The organism is Roseomonas nitratireducens (assembly GCF_017813355.1).
Lineage (GTDB): Bacteria > Pseudomonadota > Alphaproteobacteria > Acetobacterales > Acetobacteraceae > Neoroseomonas > Neoroseomonas nitratireducens.
Genome location: NZ_JAGIYZ010000046.1, coordinates 1 through 14,992 on the forward strand (window position 1 = coordinate 1; position 14,992 = coordinate 14,992).

The window sequence follows — 14,992 nt, forward strand, 5'->3', positions numbered from 1 at the left end:
GGCGCCGGCGATGGCGGTGCTGGCGCAGGCGGAGGCGGCGGCGGCGGGGGAGGCGGCGGCGCGGCCGGCGATGGCGGCGGCTGGGCCGGTGGCCGCGGGCAGCCGAACCTCGGGCCCAATCCGGGCCGCATCCCCATGCCGGAATCCTGGCACCGCACGCTCGACCGGCTGTTCGGCGCGACGCCCGGCGTCAGCCCGCCCGCGCCGGCCGCGGTCGCCCCGGCCGCCCGGCCCGCGGCGCCGCAGGCCGAACTCGTCGCCGCCCGCGTGCCGGAATCCGCGCTGCCCGCGCTCCGCGCCCAGGGCTTTTCCGTCGTCGCGACGCGTCCCGGGCTGGTGCGCCTGCGCGGCCCCCAGGGGCTGACGGAGGCGCAGGCGCTCGCCCGGTTGCGCAGCATCGCTCCCGGGGCGCTGGCCGACCGGAACCATCGCTACCGCCTGGCCGCCACGCCCGATGCCGGCGCGGTGCCACCGTCGGATGCGGCGGCGCCTGCGCCGGCCGTCGCGACCTGCCCCGCCCGTCCCGGCCTTTTCGCCATCATCGATACCGGCGTCGATGCCCGCCTGCCCGCGCTGGCCGGCGTGATCGAGCGGCAGGAGACGCTGCGCGGGCCCGGCCGCCGCCCGGCGCGCACCGCGCATGGCACGGCGGTGGCGCTGCGGCTCGCGGCCCACCTGCCTGGCGTGCGCATCGCGGTGCTGGATGCCTTCCACCTGGGCCAGGACGGGGAATCCTCCGACGCCTACGACCTTGCTTCCGCCCTGGCCCGGGCCGCGTCGATCGGCGCGCGCATCGCCAATGTCTCCGTGGTCGGGCCGCAGAACGCCGTGGTGGCCGAGATGGGCGCCCAGGCCGCGGCGCAGGGCGTGCTGTTCGTCGCCGCCGCGGGCAATGACGGGCCGCGCGCCGCGCCGCTCTATCCCGCCGCGCATCCCTGGGCGGTCGCGGTCAGCGCGGTGGACGAAAGGGGGCGCCCCTGGGCGCGCTCGGCGGCCGGCCCGCACATCGCCTTCTCGGCGCATGGGGTGGAGGTGACGCTCGGCGGCGGGGGCGCGCCCGCGCGCCGGTGGTCCGGCACCTCCTTCGCCGCGCCGCTCGTCGCCGCGGCGCTCGCCGCCATCCCGGAGGAAGGGCCGGCGCGGATCGAGCGGCTTGCCGCCGCGGCGCGCGATGCAGGCCCGCCGGGCCGCGACCCCGTCTATGGCTGGGGCGTGGTGGACCCGCGCCAGTGCGAGGACCGGCCCCGCGCCGGCGACGAACCGCCGCCCGTCAGCGGTTCGGATAGGAACGCGGATAGGTGATCTGATCCTGCGGCCCGGGGGCGCGCACCGCGCCCACCTTGCCGCAGGCGCCGAGCAGCAGCAGCGCCGCCATCGCGACCAGCAGCGGGCGGGTCATGCGAGCTTCGCCTTCCACTCCGCCGCCATCGCCGCGACGTTCGACGGCGCCGTGCCGCCATAGGAGGTGCGGGAGCCGACCGAGGCCTCGACCGTCAGCACGCCGAAGACGCCTTCGTGGATGCGCGGCTCGGTCGCCTGCATCTCGGCGAGCGGCAGGCCGGCCAGGTCGACGCCCTTGGCCTCGGCCTTCGCGACCAGCGCGCCGGTCACGTGGTGCGCGTCGCGGAAGGGCATCTTCAGCTCGCGCACCAGCCAGTCGGCGAGGTCGGTCGCGGTCGAGAAGCCCGCGCCCGCGGCGTCCCGCAGGCGCGCGACGTTGGGCTGCATGTCCCGCACCATGCCCGCCGTGGCGGCGAGGCTGAGCGTGAGCGTCTCGGCCGCGTCGAAGACGCCTTCCTTGTCCTCCTGCATGTCCTTGAAATAGGTCAGCGCGAGGCCCTTCATCACCGTCAGCAGGCCGACCAGCGCGCCGACCACGCGCCCGGTCTTGCCGCGCACCAGCTCCGCTGCGTCCGGGTTGCGCTTCTGCGGCATGATGGAGGAGCCGGTGGTGAAGGAATCCGACAGCTTCACGAACCCGAAATAGGGGTTCGTCCAGATCACGATCTCCTCGGCCAGCCGCGACAGATGCGTCGCGCACATGGCGCAGGCGAACAGGAACTCCGCCGCGAAATCGCGCGACGCCACGGAATCGAGGCTGTTGCGCGTCGGCCCGTCGAAGCCGAGCGCGGCCGCCGTCATGTGCCGGTCTATGGGGAAGCCCGTGCCGGCGAGGGCCGCCGCGCCGAGCGGGCATTCGTTCATCCGCGCCCGGCAATCGGCGAGCCGCGAGAGGTCGCGCGAAAGCATCTCGACATAGGCCAGGCAATGATGCCCGAGCGTCACGGGCTGGGCGGGCTGCAGATGCGTGAAGCCAGGCATGACGGTGCCGGCATGTTCCTCGGCGCGATCCACCAGCGCGCGCATCACGTCCCGGATCTGTCCGGACAGCCCGTCGATCGCGTCCCGAACCCACAGCCGGACGTCGAGCGCCACTTGGTCGTTGCGCGACCGGGCCGTGTGCAGGCGCTTGCCGGCGTCGCCGATCGCGGCGGACAGGCGCGCCTCGATGTTCATGTGGATGTCCTCGAGCGCCTCGTCGAAGGGGAAGTCCCCCTTTTCGATGCGCGCGGCGATGTCGGCGAGGCCGCGGCGAATCGCCGCCTCGTCATCGGCCGAGATGATCCCTACATGCTTGAGCATCGCGGCATGGGCGAGGCTGCCGGAGATGTCCTGCCGCCACATCTTGCGATCGAAGCCGATCGAGGCGTTGATCGCTTCCATGATGGCGGAGGGGCCTTCCGCGAAGCGCCCGCCCCATTGCCGATTGGCGTTGCTGCTCACCGGGGGTTCTTTCGTGCTGGTTCCGACGCGCCGTTCCGTCCTTCAGGCCGCCCCGGCGCTGGGGGCCGCCGCCCTGATACAGGCCGGGCTTCCGGCCCGTCCAGCCGCCGCCGCGCCGCACGGGCTGCAAAGACTGCGGGAGGAGGAGGCGGCGATGCCCGACCTCACCTTCACCGACGCCGAGGGCAAGGCCTTCACCCTGGCGGATTTCGCCGGGCGGGGGCTGGTGATCAACCTCTGGGCCACCTGGTGCCCGCCCTGCGTGCGGGAGATGCCGGCGCTCGACCGCCTGGCCGTGACGCTGTCGCGGGACGGGGTGCTGGTGCTGCCGCTGTCCTCCGACCGCGGCGGGGCGCCGGTGGTGCAGGCCTTCTACGAGCGCACCCAGCTGCGCACCCTGCGCGTCTGGCTCGACCCGCGCGGGGCGGCGGCACGGGCGCTCGGCGCGCGCGGCCTGCCCACCACCGTCATCGTCGATCGCGGCGGGCGGGAACGCGCCCGGCTGGAAGGCGACGCGGAATGGGACGCGCCGGAATTCGTCGCGGCAATCCGCCGCCTGACGGCGCGCGGCCCGGCGCAGGCGCCGCGCGGCGCCTGAGGCCCGGGCAGGACGCGATCCGCCATGGGGCTCGCGCGAATGCGAAACGGGTTGACAGGGCGGGGCTGGAACACCCACCGCTGGCGCAATATTCCATGAGCAGCGCGCCCCCCACCCCGCCCTCGCCCATCCGGCGCCGCCTCGTGCTCCATGTGCCGGGCTACGAGCCGCTCTCGCCGGGCGCGCAGGCGCGGCGGCTGGCGCGTGCCATCGCCGGCAGCGCCGCGGCCTGGGGGCTCGAGGGCGGCGGGCAGCCCGGCGCGGGTGGCATGGTCCATGCCCGGCTCGCCGGCCCGGACTGGGCGACGGAGGCCGAGATCCGCATCCTTGCCTGGGACGACCTGATCGCCCGGGATCTCGCCGTGCCGCTGCCCTTGCGGATCTGGCGCGGCATCGGCGCGCTGGCCGCGCTGCTGGCCGATGGCACCCTTGCCCGCTACGGCGCCGCGCATTGGCGATACCTGTTGTTCGCGCTGTTCCCGGTGGCGGTGCTGCTGGGCGTGGTGCTCGCCAGCGCGGCGACGGCGCGTGCGCTGGGCGGGGCGGCCGGGGCGGTGGCGGGGCTGCTGCTCGGCCTGGCGCTGCTGGTTCTCGCCGACCGGCGGCTCCATCTGGGGCACCTGCTCGCGGACTGGGCCTTCGCGCGGGACATCGCCGCCGGGCGCCGGCCCGATGTCACCGCGCGCATCGCCGCCTTCGCCGAGGAGATCGCCACCGCCCGCCGCCGCCGCGACGTGCAGGAGGTGGTGCTGTGCGGCCACAGCCTCGGCATGGCGCTGCTGGCCGAGGCGTTGTCCGCCGCGCTGGAGGCCGAGCCCGCCCCGCCGCGGCCCGCGCCGCGCCTCGTGCTGCTCGGCCTCGGCTCGTCCCTGCTCAAGATCGCGCTGATGCCGGAGGCCGCGCGGCTGCGCGCGGCCGTCGCGCGCATCGCGGCCGCGCCGGGCCTGACCTGGGTCGAGGTCTCCTCCCGCCGCGACCTCGTCTCCTTCCACCGGGCTGACCCGGTGGCGCGGCTCGGGCTGCCGGGGCACGGGCCGCGGCTCGAATCGATCCATCCGCGCGCCATGCTCGCCCCCGCCGAATGGCGTCGCGTTCGGCGGTCCGTGCTGCGCGCGCACCGCGTCTACGTCACCGGCAACGCGCGCCGCCATTTCTTCGACTGGGGCATGGTCGCCTGCGGGCCGGGCGCGCTGGGGCGGGACCCGTGGCCGGACCGGCTGATCGGGCCGGACGGGGCGCTCGGCACCGCCATCATGGGGAAGGTCGCGTGACGCCGCTGGTCGCGAAACTGCTGCACGGGCTGTGCATGGTCGCCTGGTGGGCCATCCGCCGGCCCTTCGAACGCAAGACGAAGCGCAACACGCTGACGCGCGACGCGATGGATGCGCGGGAGAAGGCGCTGCTCGCGGTGTCCTTCACCGGGCTCGGGCTGCTGCCCTTCGCCTACATCGCGACCGGCTTTCCCGCCGCGCTCGACCAGCCTTTCTCGACGCCGCGCGCGATCGCCGGGCTCCTGCTGTTCGGCGGCGCGCTCGCGCTGTTCCACGCGACGCACAAGGCGCTCGGCCGCAACTGGTCGGTCACGCTGCGGGTGCGGGAGGAGCACGCGCTGATCACCGGCGGCGTGTACCGCTTCGTCCGCCACCCGATGTACACGGCGTTCTGGATGTGGGCGCTGGCGCAGGCGCTGACGCTGCAGAACTGGGCCGTGGGCCCTGCCGGCATCATCGGCTTCGGCACGCTCTACGCGCTGCGCGTGGCGCGGGAGGAAGCGCTGATGCGCGAGACCTTCGGCGCCGCCTGGGACGACTACGCCGCGCGCACGCCGCGGCTGGTGCCCTTCCTGCGGTAGCCCCGATGCGTGCCTTGACCCCGGGCCGCCGCGCGATCCTCGGCGCGCTCGCCCTTTCCGCCTGCGGGCCGACGCGCCTTCCGCCCGTCAACGGGCAGGCCAAGGGGCGCGTCGTCGTCTTCCGCGGCTTCGTCAACTTCTTCTCGACCGGGATGAACATCCTCGCCGCGCAGCTGCGCCTGGCCGGCTGGGATGCCTCCGTCCACAACCACGTGGAGTGGGAGGAGCAGGCGCGCGCCGCGCTCGCCGCCGGGCCCGCGCTGGCCCGCCCCTTCGCCATCATCGGCCATTCGCTCGGCGCCGACACCGCGCTGCGCATGAGCGGGCGGCTCGGGCAGCAAGGCCTCGCCGCCGACCTGCTCGTCACCTTCGACCCGCACATCCTGCTCGACCTGCCGCGCGGCGCGCGGCGGGTGGTGAACTTCTACCAGGGCAATGAATCGATCGACCGCGTGCTGCGCCCCGCGCGCGACTTCGACGGCACGCTCGAGCAGCGGCGCGACGACCGGAACGGGCACCTGACCATCGACAAGGACACCACGCTGCACGCCGAGGTGCTGCGGATGCTGGACGCGATCAGGGCAGGGAGCTGATCCGCCGTTCCAGCAGCCCGCGCCAGGGCGCATCGGCGGGGCTGTCGGCCAGCAGCGCCTGCCACAACGCGCGCGCATTGGCCGGGCGGCCGCTCTCGGCTTCCACCATCCCGGCCAGGAAGCGCAGCCGCGGGTCCGACGGCGCCGCGACCAGCGCGCGGGTGATCCATGGCGTGGCCGCCGCGGCCTGGCCGCGCTCGATCTCCATCTCGGCGATGTCGCCGGCGAGTTCCGCGTCGAACCGCACATCGATCGCGCGCGTCCAGGATTCGATCGCTCCGGCGCGGTTGCCGCGGCCGCGTTCCGCATTGCCGAGCAGGATCCAGCCCTGCCGCGCCTGTTCGCTGCGCGGGTCGAGCGTGCCGATCCGTTCCCGCAGCGTCGCCAGGATCTGGTCGTCGCGTGCCATCGCCTCGGCGCGCAGGTCGTAGGGCGCCGAGGGCATGCCGGGCGAGCCGCGCAGCAGATACAGGCCGATCCCCGCCGCGGCCATCAGCGGCAGCATCGCGACCAGCAGCGCGCCGCCGCGCCGCGGTGGCGCGGCTTCCTCCGTCTGGTCGGCGGCGGCGATCAGGCGGCGCTGCACCTCGACGCGCGCGGCGCGGTGCCCGGCCTCGTCCAGCCGGCCTGCCTCCCGCTCACGGTCGAGTTCGGCGAGCTGCGCGCGGAACAGCGCGATGTCGGCTTCTCGGCGGCCCAGCGCGGCGCGCGGCCGCAGCACCGCGGCGGCGAGCGGAAGCAGCGCCGCAAGGGCGAGAAGGATCAACGGAATCCAGGCTGTCATGCGCCGCCGCCACGCTCCAGTTCCGCCAGCCGGCGCCGCTCCGCCTCGCTCAGCGGAGCGACTTCCGCCACCGCGCGCCGGCGGCGCGTGATGATCACGAACAGGCCACCGCCCAGCGCGATGACCGGCATCGCCCACAACGCCGCTGTCACCGGATTGAGCGGCGGACGCAGCAGCACGAAGTCGCCGTAGCGGTCATGGACGAATCGCATGACCGCGGTCCGGTCCTCGCCCGCCGCCACGCGCTCCCGCACGATGCGCCGCAGGTCGCGCGCCAGTTCCGCGTCGCTGTCCTCGATCGACTGATTCTGGCAGACCATGCAGCGCAACTCGCGCCCGATCTCCTGCGCACGGGATTCGAGCAGCGGATCGGAGAGCCGGTCCTCCGGCCGCCCCACGGCGCCGAGCGCGGGCACGGCCAGGGCGAGCAGCAGCGGGAGCATCGCGAGGATGCGCGGTGCGCGGCGCGGGGCGCCCGTTGGGCCAGGCGCGCGCGCCATGCCCCTCCCTCCAACCGCCCATCCCACGGTGTCCAGAGGCCTTTCGGCCTCTGGCGGGGAGAGGTCCGGAGAGGGGCGGCGCCCCTCGCCGCGACGCACGACGCACGCGCTCACGCATACCTCCGCAGCAGCGGCCTGAGGTCGCGTTCGAGGATCTCGGGCGTGATCGGTCCGGCGAACCGCCAGCGGATCAGCCCCTGCCGGTCGAGCAGGTAGGTTTCCGGCACGCCGTAGACGCCCCAGTCGATGGCGACGCGGCCCGGTTCGTCGCGGCCGAGTTTCGCGAAGGGGTTGCCGTGGCGTTGCAGGAAGGCCGCGCCGTCGGCCGCCCGGTCCTTGTAGTTCACGCCGAACACAGGGACCCCTTCGCGGGAGAGGCGCATCAGCTGCGGGTGTTCGACGATGCAGGGCACGCACCAGGACGCCCAGAAGTTCACCACGATGGGGGAGGGCAGGGGCGCGCGCAGGTCGGCGCTGGACAGCGCCGGCAGGTTGGCGGGTTCCACCGGCGGCAGGCTGAACTCGGGCGGCGCGCGGCCAAGCAGGGCCGAGGGCACGCCGCGCGGGTCGTATTCGCCTGTCTGCAGCCCGCGCAGCATCACCCAGAAGCCCGCCCCCGCCGCGGCGGCGAGGCCGAGCGGCGCGTAGAGCATCCAGCGCCTGCGGCGCGGCGGTGCTGTGGCGTCGCTCATGGTCTTCGCTTCGGTCATGCCGGGGCCGTGACGCCCTTGGGCGCCGGTGCCGCGACGCGCAGCCTCCGGTCGGACAGCGACAGCCCGCCGCCGAGCGCCATGATGATCGATCCGAACCAGATCCAGGGCGCGAGCGGGTTGTGGTGCAGGCGGAGCACGCCGGCGCCGTCGCGTTCTTCCCCGAGCACGGCATAGAGGTCGCGTATCGCGTTGGTGTGGATCGCGGCTTCCGTCGTCGTCTGCCGGTCCACCTGGAAGGTGCGGCGTTCGGGGGAGAGCACCGTCACCGTCTCGCCGTCCCGCGTCACGGTCACGACCGCGCGGCGCGCGGTGAAGTTCGGCCCCTGCACGTCGGTGATGCGTTCGAGCCGCCATTCGTAGCCGGCGAGCCGCGCGCTTTCCCCGGGCTTGAGCGCGACGAGCGTGTCGGTCGCGATGCCCATGCCGGCGACGCCCGCGATCGTGACACCCATGCCCGCATGGGCAACGGCGGCACCCCACGCTGCGCGTGGCAGGCCCTTGGCGCGCTGCCAGGCCTGCGCTGGCCGGCGGAACAGGGCGATGCGGTCCGCGATGTCGGCCGCCGCGCCTGCCAGCAGCCAGGCCGCCAGCGCCATGCCGATCGCCGGCCACACCGGGTATCCGAGCACGGCCAGGTACAGGAACCCGATGCCGAGCGACACGCAGGCCGCCCACCACAGCCGCTGCATCGCCCCCCACACGTCGCCGCGCTTCCAGGGCAGCATGGCGCCGATCGGCATCGCGAGGATCAACGGGATGGCGAGCGGCGCCGTCGCCATGTTGAAGAAGGGCGGCCCGACCGAGATCTTCGCCCCGGTCAGGATGTCCGCGAACATCGGCCACAGCGTGCCGGCCAGCACCACCGCTGCGATCGAGCACAGCAGCAGGTTGTTCAGCACCAGCGCGCCTTCGCGCGAGACCGGCGCGAAGATGCCCGTGGGCGCGAGCCGCGGCGCGCGCCAGGCGAACAGCGCGAAGGCCCCGGCCACGTAGATCATCAGCAGCGCGAGGATGACGGCGCCGCGCGTCGGGTCGTTGGCGAAGGCATGCACGCTGTTCAGCACGCCCGAGCGCACGAGGAAGGTGCCGAGAAGGCTCATGGCGAAGGCCATGATCGCCAGCAGCACGGTCCAGATCTTCAGTGCGTCGCGCTTTTCCACCACGATCGCGGAATGCAGCAGCGCCGTGCCCACCAGCCAGGGCAGCAGCGACGCGTTCTCGACCGGGTCCCAGAACCAGTAGCCGCCCCAGCCGAGCTCGTAATACGCCCACCACGAACCGAGCGAGATGCCGAGCGTCAGGAACGACCAGGCGACGAGCGACCAGGGCCGCACCCAGCGCCCCCAGGCCGCGTCCACCCGCCCTTCGAGCAGCGCGGCGACGGCGAAGGCGAAGGTCACCGCGTAGCCGACATAGCCGAGGTAGAGCATCGGCGGATGCAGCGCGAGGCCGATGTCCTGCAGCACCGGGTTCAGCCCCTGCCCGTCCGGCGGCGGCGGCCAGATGCGGTCGAAGGGGTTGGAGGTGAAGATGATGAACAGCAGGAAGCCCGTCGCCACCCAGCCGAGCACGCCGATCACCCGCGCCTTCAGCGCCGTCGGCAGGTCCCGCCCGAAGGCCGCGACCGAGCCGCCGCACAGGGCGAGGATCAGGATCCATAGGACCATCGAGCCCTCATGGTTCCCCCAGGCGCCGCTCAGCTTGTAGATCATCGGCTTGGCCGAATGGCTGTTCGCGACGACGTTCGAGACCGTCGTGTCGTTGACCGCGAAGGCCCAGAGCAGACAGCCGAAGGCGACGGCAACCGCGACCAGCTGCCCCGCGGCGAGCGGCCCGGCCGTGCCCATCCAGCGGACATCCCGCCGGTGCGCCCCCACCACCGGCACCACCGACTGCACCAGCGCCAGCACACAGGCCAGCGCGAGCGCGAAATGACCGAGCTCGGGGATCATGCGGGGTGGCTCCGGGTGGTCGGCTGGGCGCCAGGGGGCGCTGCCCCCTGGACCCCCGCCGGGGAGGCGACGGCCTCCCCGGACCCCGCGTCGGTTGGGGTGGCGGGAGGGAGGGGCATGGCGCGACGGTCGGGACGGGCGCGCGATTCCGCCCCTCCCTCCCGCCACCCCAATGGAATCGAGGGTCCGGGAGGCTTCCGCCTCCCGGCGGGGGGACCGGGGGGCTGGCCCCCCGCGCCGCCCTGAACCACCGGCGACACCCGCATCATCCCCCGCTCCGTCCTTCGCGCTGGCGTGGGGCGGTGTTCCAGGTCTCGGCGGGTGGCGGGGCGCCCTGGGCCGGGTTCCAGTGGCCGGCGCGGCGCAGCGCGTCGGCGACTTCGGGCGGCATGTAGGTCTCGTCGTGGCGGGCGAGCACTTCCGTGGCGCGGAACTTCCCGTCCGGCAGCAGGCGGCCGAGGGTGACGACGCCTTGTCCTTCGCGGAACAGGTCGGGCAGCACGCCGGAATAGGAGACCGCTATCGCATTCGCGCCGTCGGTCACGCGGAAGGTCGCGGCGGGCCGGCCATCCGTGCCGGTGCCCCGTTCGACCGAGCCGGCTTCGACCAGCCCGCCGAGGCGGAAGGCGCGGTCCGGTGTCGGCCGGTTCGCCAGCACGTCGGAGGGCGAGAAGAAGAACACCAGGTTGTCCTGGAAGGCGGTCAGCGTGAGCGCCGTCGCCGTGCCGAGGCCGAGGCCGGCGAGCAGCAGCACCATCAGGCGGCGTTTCTTGCGGGTCATTTTTTTCTGCCCTCAAACGGCGGGCGGCGGCCATCCGGCCGCCTTGCCTTCGCGCCGTGCACTGTCGCGCCGGGGGTGGTGTGCGGTCTGGGCGCGGTCGCGCCTTGCGCTCCCGGCGCGCGGCGGGGCCGCGCGCCGATGGTGGGGGTGGCGACGGCGTGTGCGGTGCTCATGGCCGCTCGGCCCGCGGGTCGAGTTGCGCCAGCAGCCGCTTGGCCTGCCGGTGGCGCAGGAAGGCGCCGGCGGCGAGCGCGCCGAAGACGACCAGCGTCAGCGCGTAGGATGCGGTGATGTGCCACCAGTGCAGGGTCATGCCGGCGCCCCTTCCTCCCGCCGTGCCCGGGCGAGCTGCAGGGCGCGCACGCGCCGTTCCATCACCGCCGCGCGCGTGCGCGCGAGCACCACCGCGCCGAACAGCAGCGAGAAGCCGAGCGCGCAGGTCAGCAGCGGATAGAGGATGTCCACATGCATCCCCGGCGTGTCGAAGCGCGTCACGCTCGCCGGCTGGTGCAGCGTGTTCCACCAGTCGACGCTGAACTTCACGATCGGCACGTTGACGATGCCGATCAGCGCGAGGATCGCGCCGGCCTTCGCGCCGCGCTCCGGGTCGTCGAAGGCGCGGATCAGCGCCGCATGGCCGATCCAGAGGAAGAACAGCACGAGGACCGAGGTCAGCCGCGCGTCCCACACCCACCAGGTGCCCCACATCGGCTTGCCCCAGAGGCTGCCGGTGGCGAGGCAAAGGGCGGTCGCCGCGGCGCCGACGGGGGAAAGCTCCCGCGCCGTCAGGTCCGCCAGCGGGTGCCGCCAGATCAGCGACATGACCGAAAGCACCGCGAGGCCCGTGTATCCGCCCATGGCGAGCCAGGCCATCGGGACATGCACGTACATGATGCGGACCGTCTCGCCCTGCTGCCAGTCGGCCGGCGAGAGAACGAGCCCCCAGACCAGCCCCGCGCCCAGCACGAGGAGTGCCGCGGCCCAGAGCAGCGGCATGAGCCGCCCGGTCGCCCGCAGGAAGCGGCCGGGGTTGGCGAAGCGGTGGAGGCTCCGCCCTCCGGCGTCCTGCCGGTCGGCGGTGGCTCCGGTGCCGGCAGTCAGGCGTCCATCCACGGCGCCAACCTAGGGTAACACTCCGCATTGTTGAAGCGGGCGGACAGCCCCCGTTGCGTTCCGTCACAAGAACCATGGTGGCTTGACGGGTGGCGGCATCGCTCCCAGGCTCGCCGAAGGGGAGCGCCGGTCCCAAACCAAGGGTTGACCGATGCCGAAACTGTCCCGCCGTGCCGTTCTCGGTGCCGCAGCCGCGACGCTTGTCGCGCGGCCGGCGCTTGCATTCCCGGAACGCACGATCCGCATCATCTCGGGCTACGCGCCGGGGGGGCTGAACGACATCGTCAGCCGCGCCATGGCGCAGGCGCTGACGCCGTTGCTCGGCCAGTCGGTGGTGGTGGAGAACCGGCCCGGCGCCGGGGGCGGGGTGGGCGCCGCGGCCGCGGCCCGCGCGCCGGCGGATGGCCACACGCTGTGGATGGGCATCGTCGACACCCAGGCGATCATCCCGACCGCCTACCGCACGCAATTGTACGATCCGGACCGGGATTTCGCGCCGATCAGCCTGGTCGCGCATTTCCCCTTCGCCGTCGCGGTCGGGCCGTCCAGGCCGGGCATCCGGGATTTCGAGGCGCTGATCGCCGCGGCGCGCGCCGCGCCCGGCGGGCTGACCTTCGGGTCCTGGGGCGTGGCCAGCACGTCCCACCTGGCGATGGAGCGCATCCTGCGCGCCCGTGGCGTGGAGATGCTGCACGTGCCCTTCACCAGCCAGGCGCCGGCGATGCAGGCGATCATGGCGAGCCAGCTCGACTGCATGGCGCTGCCGGCCGGGGGCGCCGAATCCCTCACGCGCGATGGGCGGACGCGGGTGGTGGCGGTGATCGCGCAGCGGCCGCTCGACATCATTCCCGGCGCGCCGATGGTCAAGGACATGGGCGTGGACCTGACCTCCGGCCTGTGGAAGGCGATCTACGCCCCGGCGCGGACGCCGCCTGCGGTAGTTGACCGGCTCAACGCCGCGGTGCGGGAGGCGATGCGCGCCCCCGCCTTCGTCGAGATCGTCCGCCAGCAGGGCGCGGTGCCCGAGCCGACCACGCCGGACGAACTGGCCGCGCTGCAACGGCGCGAACGCGAGGCCTGGGGCGAGGTGGTGCGCGCCACCGGCGCCTACATCCAGTAGGCCTGCCGGCATGTACGAGCTGATCAGCGCGACCCCGTCCCCCTATGCCCGCAAGGTGCGGATCGCGCTGATCGAGAAGGGCATCCCCTTCACGCTGCGCACCGAGGTGCCCTGGCACGGCACCACGGCGACGCCGGCCTACAACCCGCTGGAGAAGCTGCCGGTGCTGGTCCTGCCGGACGGCAACGGCATCTATGAGAGCCGCTTCATTCTGGAATGGCTCGAGGTGAAGCACCCCGCCCCCCGCCTGCTGCCCGACACGGCGGAGGAGGTGCTGGCGGCCCGCGAGGTGGAAGTGATCGCCGACGGCATCTGCGACGCCGTGGTGCTGCTGTTCTTCGAGCGGATGCGCGAGGCGCCGAGCGCCGAATGGATGGCCCGCCAGCGCCGCAAGGTGGAAGGCGGCGTGCGGGCGCTGGCGGAACGGGCGACCGACGGCTTCATGGTGGGCGGGCGCTTCGGCCTGGCCGACATCGCGGCCGGCACGGTGCTGCGCTACCTGTCCGTCCGCTTCGCCGAGTATGACTGGGCGGCGCAGTATCCGGCGCTCGCGGCGATGAGCACTCGGCTCGAGGCCCGGCCGTCCTTCGCCGCCACCGTCCCGGTGCCGCAGACCATCGTCGAGAAGGTGGTCTAGGCCCGCCCCGCCCCATTGATGGCGCGGCCGCCCGGCGTTACCTGCAAGGCGGGGAACGCCAGGGGGGGATCGGCATGCTCTTCGCCGTCACGATCGAGGACCGGCCCGGCATGGCCGCGACGCGCCGGGCGGTGCGCGCGGCGCATCTCGACTGGCTGGAGAAGCACCGGGAGATGCTGGTCATCGCCGGCCCGATCATGGATGCGGAGGGCAATTCGATCGGCTCCGTCCGCGTGATCGAGGCGCCGGACCGCGCGGCCGTGGACGCGCTGACCGAGGGCGACCCCTTCGCCCGCGCCGGCTGCTTCGCCCGCGTGTCCATCAACCCCTACCGCATCGTGTTCAAGGACGGAGCGAAGGCCGAATGACCGGCAAGCCTTCCTTCTGGCTCGTGAAGTCCGAGCCCGACGCCTTTTCCTGGGACCAGCAGGTGGCGAACGGCGTCGAGCCCTGGACGGGCGTGCGCAACCACATGGCCAAGGCCAACCTGATGGCGATGAAGAAGGGCGACCGCGCCTTCTTCTACCATTCGAACATCGGCAAGGAGGTGGTGGGCGTCGTCGAGGTGGCGCGCGAAGCCTATCCCGACCCGACCGCCGAGCCCGGCACGCCGTGGGTCTGCGTGGACATGAAGGCGGTCGGGCCGATGCCGAAGCCGGTGACGCTGGCGGCCATCAAGGCCGAGCCCGCGCTGGCCGAGATCGCGCTGGTCCGCATGTCGCGGCTGTCGGTGATGCCGGTCTCGCCCGAGCATTGGCGCCTGATCGCGAAGATGGGCGGGTGGAAGGGCAAGTGAGGACCGAGGCTGCCGAGCGCGTGCTCTGCGCGCTGGACGACATCCCGGATGGCGGATCGAAGGGCTTCTCCGGCGCGCCCGGCGCCTTCATGGGGCTTTTCGCCGTGCGTCGCGGGCCGCGCGTGTGGGTGTACGTGAATTCCTGCCCGCATATCGGCGTGCCGCTGGACCCGGTGCCCGACCGGTTCCTCGACGCGAAGAAGCAGATGATCCTGTGTTCCACGCATGGGGCGCGGTTCCGGATCGAGGACGGTTTCTGCACCTCCGGCCCCTGCTACGGCGAATCGCTCGAAGCGGTGCCGGCGCGAGTGGATGATCAGGGGCGCGTACTGGTGCCGGAGGATGCGGGGCTGTAGCGCCCGCCTTCGTTCCGCCCCGCCCGCCACGCCGCCGCCACGCCCGCCACGGGCCCGCCACGCCTGCCGCCGCTTCGACCCGATCGCCGCGAAAGGACCTTGGCGCCGCCCTTCGGCCGCCAGGGCCGGTGGCCATTCTTCCTCCTGCGCTCGGACCAACACAGGAGGACCAGATGCGCCAGATCTCCCGCACCGCCTTTCTCGCCGCCGGCATCGCCTTGATCGCCGTCCCCGGCTTCGCCCAGGGCACCGCCGCCGGCGGCAGCCAGGGCAGCCCCGCCGCCACCAGCGGCGCGACGACCCAGGCGCAGCCCGCGCGCCCGACCGTCGCCCCCGCGCCGCATGCGGCGACACCCGCCGCGCCGCAGGCGGCCCGCCCGGCGACGCCGGCGAACCCCGGCGGTGCGACCGTC

General features: G+C 73.6%; 19 protein-coding genes and 1 pseudogene. 11 read left to right on the forward strand and 9 right to left on the reverse strand.

Annotation, left to right across the window (positions count from 1 at the left end; translation table 11 throughout):
* The coding region (locus J5Y09_RS23735; protein ID WP_209354332.1) for a S8 family serine peptidase at positions 1-1,302 on the forward strand (1,302 nt) is incomplete at its 5' end.
* On the opposite strand, the gene J5Y09_RS24685 is transcribed toward J5Y09_RS23735, so the two are convergent.
* Both J5Y09_RS24685 and argH read right to left on the reverse strand, forming a co-directional pair.
* Positions 1,271-1,399, reverse strand: coding sequence for a hypothetical protein (locus J5Y09_RS24685; RefSeq protein WP_280846304.1), 129 nt, complete (start codon positions 1,397-1,399; stop codon positions 1,271-1,273). The genes J5Y09_RS23735 and J5Y09_RS24685 overlap by 32 nt on opposite strands.
* On the reverse strand, positions 1,396-2,724 hold the full coding sequence (gene argH / locus J5Y09_RS23740; protein WP_245217397.1) for an argininosuccinate lyase: 1,329 nt from the start codon (positions 2,722-2,724) through the stop codon (positions 1,396-1,398). Before argH ends, J5Y09_RS24685 begins: the two co-directional genes overlap by 4 nt.
* Before the next feature lie 214 nt (positions 2,725-2,938).
* Here argH and J5Y09_RS23745 point away from each other — a divergent pair, with 214 nt between their 5' ends.
* From J5Y09_RS23745 to J5Y09_RS23760, 4 genes are all read left to right on the forward strand, one after another.
* Positions 2,939-3,382, forward strand: coding sequence for a TlpA family protein disulfide reductase (locus tag J5Y09_RS23745; RefSeq protein ID WP_209354334.1), 444 nt, complete (start codon positions 2,939-2,941; stop codon positions 3,380-3,382).
* Between the two features lie 95 nt (positions 3,383-3,477).
* Complete coding sequence (locus J5Y09_RS23750; RefSeq protein ID WP_209354335.1) at positions 3,478-4,653, forward strand: hypothetical protein; 1,176 nt, start codon at positions 3,478-3,480, stop codon at positions 4,651-4,653.
* On the forward strand, positions 4,650-5,234 hold the full coding sequence (locus J5Y09_RS23755) for a protein-S-isoprenylcysteine O-methyltransferase (RefSeq protein WP_209354336.1): 585 nt from the start codon (positions 4,650-4,652) through the stop codon (positions 5,232-5,234). Before J5Y09_RS23750 ends, J5Y09_RS23755 begins: the two co-directional genes overlap by 4 nt.
* Positions 5,235-5,239: 5 nt before the next feature.
* Positions 5,240-5,827, forward strand: coding sequence for a thioesterase domain-containing protein (locus J5Y09_RS23760; protein ID WP_209354337.1), 588 nt, complete (start codon positions 5,240-5,242; stop codon positions 5,825-5,827).
* Here the strand turns inward: J5Y09_RS23760 and ccmI are convergent.
* The 7 genes from ccmI to J5Y09_RS23795 form a co-directional block, all read right to left on the reverse strand.
* On the reverse strand, positions 5,811-6,611 hold the full coding sequence (gene ccmI, locus J5Y09_RS23765; protein WP_209354338.1) for a c-type cytochrome biogenesis protein CcmI: 801 nt from the start codon (positions 6,609-6,611) through the stop codon (positions 5,811-5,813). The genes J5Y09_RS23760 and ccmI overlap by 17 nt on opposite strands.
* The gene (locus tag J5Y09_RS23770; RefSeq protein WP_209354339.1) at positions 6,608-7,054 is read right to left on the reverse strand and encodes a cytochrome c-type biogenesis protein; all 447 of its coding nucleotides are present in this window, start codon (positions 7,052-7,054) and stop codon (positions 6,608-6,610) included. Before J5Y09_RS23770 ends, ccmI begins: the two co-directional genes overlap by 4 nt.
* A 167-nt stretch (positions 7,055-7,221) precedes the next feature.
* Positions 7,222-7,803 (reverse strand): DsbE family thiol:disulfide interchange protein, encoded by a 582-nt coding sequence (locus J5Y09_RS23775; protein WP_209354340.1) that lies wholly within the window; start codon positions 7,801-7,803, stop codon positions 7,222-7,224.
* A 14-nt stretch (positions 7,804-7,817) separates the two neighbouring features.
* Positions 7,818-9,776: a heme lyase CcmF/NrfE family subunit gene (locus J5Y09_RS23780; RefSeq protein ID WP_209354341.1), complete on the reverse strand. Its 1,959-nt coding sequence runs from the start codon at positions 9,774-9,776 to the stop codon at positions 7,818-7,820.
* A gap of 265 nt (positions 9,777-10,041) precedes the next feature.
* A complete protein-coding gene (gene ccmE, locus J5Y09_RS23785) occupies positions 10,042-10,557 on the reverse strand; it encodes a cytochrome c maturation protein CcmE (RefSeq protein ID WP_209354342.1) in 516 nt (171 codons plus the stop codon).
* A 169-nt stretch (positions 10,558-10,726) separates the two neighbouring features.
* The gene (ccmD, locus tag J5Y09_RS23790; protein ID WP_209354343.1) at positions 10,727-10,870 is read right to left on the reverse strand and encodes a heme exporter protein CcmD; all 144 of its coding nucleotides are present in this window, start codon (positions 10,868-10,870) and stop codon (positions 10,727-10,729) included.
* Positions 10,867-11,670: a heme ABC transporter permease gene (locus tag J5Y09_RS23795; protein ID WP_408904087.1), complete on the reverse strand. Its 804-nt coding sequence runs from the start codon at positions 11,668-11,670 to the stop codon at positions 10,867-10,869. The genes ccmD and J5Y09_RS23795 overlap by 4 nt, the downstream gene beginning before the upstream one ends.
* 151 nt (positions 11,671-11,821) lie before the next feature.
* Here J5Y09_RS23795 and J5Y09_RS23800 point away from each other — a divergent pair, with 151 nt between their 5' ends.
* The 6 genes and pseudogenes from J5Y09_RS23800 to J5Y09_RS23825 all read left to right on the forward strand — a co-directional run.
* Positions 11,822-12,790: a Bug family tripartite tricarboxylate transporter substrate binding protein gene (locus J5Y09_RS23800; RefSeq protein ID WP_209354344.1), complete on the forward strand. Its 969-nt coding sequence runs from the start codon at positions 11,822-11,824 to the stop codon at positions 12,788-12,790.
* A gap of 10 nt (positions 12,791-12,800) precedes the next feature.
* Complete coding sequence (locus J5Y09_RS23805; RefSeq protein ID WP_209354345.1) at positions 12,801-13,427, forward strand: glutathione S-transferase N-terminal domain-containing protein; 627 nt, start codon at positions 12,801-12,803, stop codon at positions 13,425-13,427.
* 74 nt (positions 13,428-13,501) lie between these two features.
* Positions 13,502-13,795, forward strand: a complete 294-nt coding sequence (locus tag J5Y09_RS23810; protein ID WP_209354346.1) for a YciI family protein — start codon at positions 13,502-13,504, stop codon at positions 13,793-13,795.
* Positions 13,792-14,223 (forward strand): EVE domain-containing protein, encoded by a 432-nt coding sequence (locus J5Y09_RS23815; protein ID WP_209354347.1) that lies wholly within the window; start codon positions 13,792-13,794, stop codon positions 14,221-14,223. The genes J5Y09_RS23810 and J5Y09_RS23815 overlap by 4 nt, the downstream gene beginning before the upstream one ends.
* Positions 14,220-14,579, forward strand: coding sequence for a Rieske (2Fe-2S) protein (locus tag J5Y09_RS23820; RefSeq protein ID WP_209354348.1), 360 nt, complete (start codon positions 14,220-14,222; stop codon positions 14,577-14,579). The genes J5Y09_RS23815 and J5Y09_RS23820 overlap by 4 nt, the downstream gene beginning before the upstream one ends.
* Positions 14,580-14,752: 173 nt before the next feature.
* Positions 14,753-14,992: pseudogene (locus J5Y09_RS23825) on the forward strand (hypothetical protein); the annotation flags it as partial.

Excerpts from the sequence above, each read along its gene's own strand:
- J5Y09_RS24685 (WP_280846304.1), bottom strand. The coding sequence starts at position 1,399 with ATGACCCGCCCGCTGCTGGTCGCGATGGCGGCGCTGCTGCTGCTCGGC.
- J5Y09_RS23810 (WP_209354346.1), top strand. The coding sequence starts at position 13,502 with ATGCTCTTCGCCGTCACGATCGAGGACCGGCCCGGCATGGCCGCGACG.
- ccmD (WP_209354343.1), bottom strand. The coding sequence starts at position 10,870 with ATGACCCTGCACTGGTGGCACATCACCGCATCCTACGCGCTGACGCTG.
- J5Y09_RS23805 (WP_209354345.1), top strand. The coding sequence starts at position 12,801 with ATGTACGAGCTGATCAGCGCGACCCCGTCCCCCTATGCCCGCAAGGTG.
- J5Y09_RS23780 (WP_209354341.1), bottom strand. The coding sequence starts at position 9,776 with ATGATCCCCGAGCTCGGTCATTTCGCGCTCGCGCTGGCCTGTGTGCTG.
- J5Y09_RS23750 (WP_209354335.1), top strand. The coding sequence starts at position 3,478 with ATGAGCAGCGCGCCCCCCACCCCGCCCTCGCCCATCCGGCGCCGCCTC.
- J5Y09_RS23775 (WP_209354340.1), bottom strand. The coding sequence starts at position 7,803 with ATGAGCGACGCCACAGCACCGCCGCGCCGCAGGCGCTGGATGCTCTAC.
- J5Y09_RS23815 (WP_209354347.1), top strand. The coding sequence starts at position 13,792 with ATGACCGGCAAGCCTTCCTTCTGGCTCGTGAAGTCCGAGCCCGACGCC.
- argH (WP_245217397.1), bottom strand. The coding sequence starts at position 2,724 with ATGGAAGCGATCAACGCCTCGATCGGCTTCGATCGCAAGATGTGGCGG.
- J5Y09_RS23745 (WP_209354334.1), top strand. The coding sequence starts at position 2,939 with ATGCCCGACCTCACCTTCACCGACGCCGAGGGCAAGGCCTTCACCCTG.
- ccmE (WP_209354342.1), bottom strand. The coding sequence starts at position 10,557 with ATGACCCGCAAGAAACGCCGCCTGATGGTGCTGCTGCTCGCCGGCCTC.
- J5Y09_RS23770 (WP_209354339.1), bottom strand. The coding sequence starts at position 7,054 with ATGCTCCCGCTGCTGCTCGCCCTGGCCGTGCCCGCGCTCGGCGCCGTG.
- J5Y09_RS23760 (WP_209354337.1), top strand. The coding sequence starts at position 5,240 with ATGCGTGCCTTGACCCCGGGCCGCCGCGCGATCCTCGGCGCGCTCGCC.
- ccmI (WP_209354338.1), bottom strand. The coding sequence starts at position 6,611 with ATGACAGCCTGGATTCCGTTGATCCTTCTCGCCCTTGCGGCGCTGCTT.
- J5Y09_RS23800 (WP_209354344.1), top strand. The coding sequence starts at position 11,822 with ATGCCGAAACTGTCCCGCCGTGCCGTTCTCGGTGCCGCAGCCGCGACG.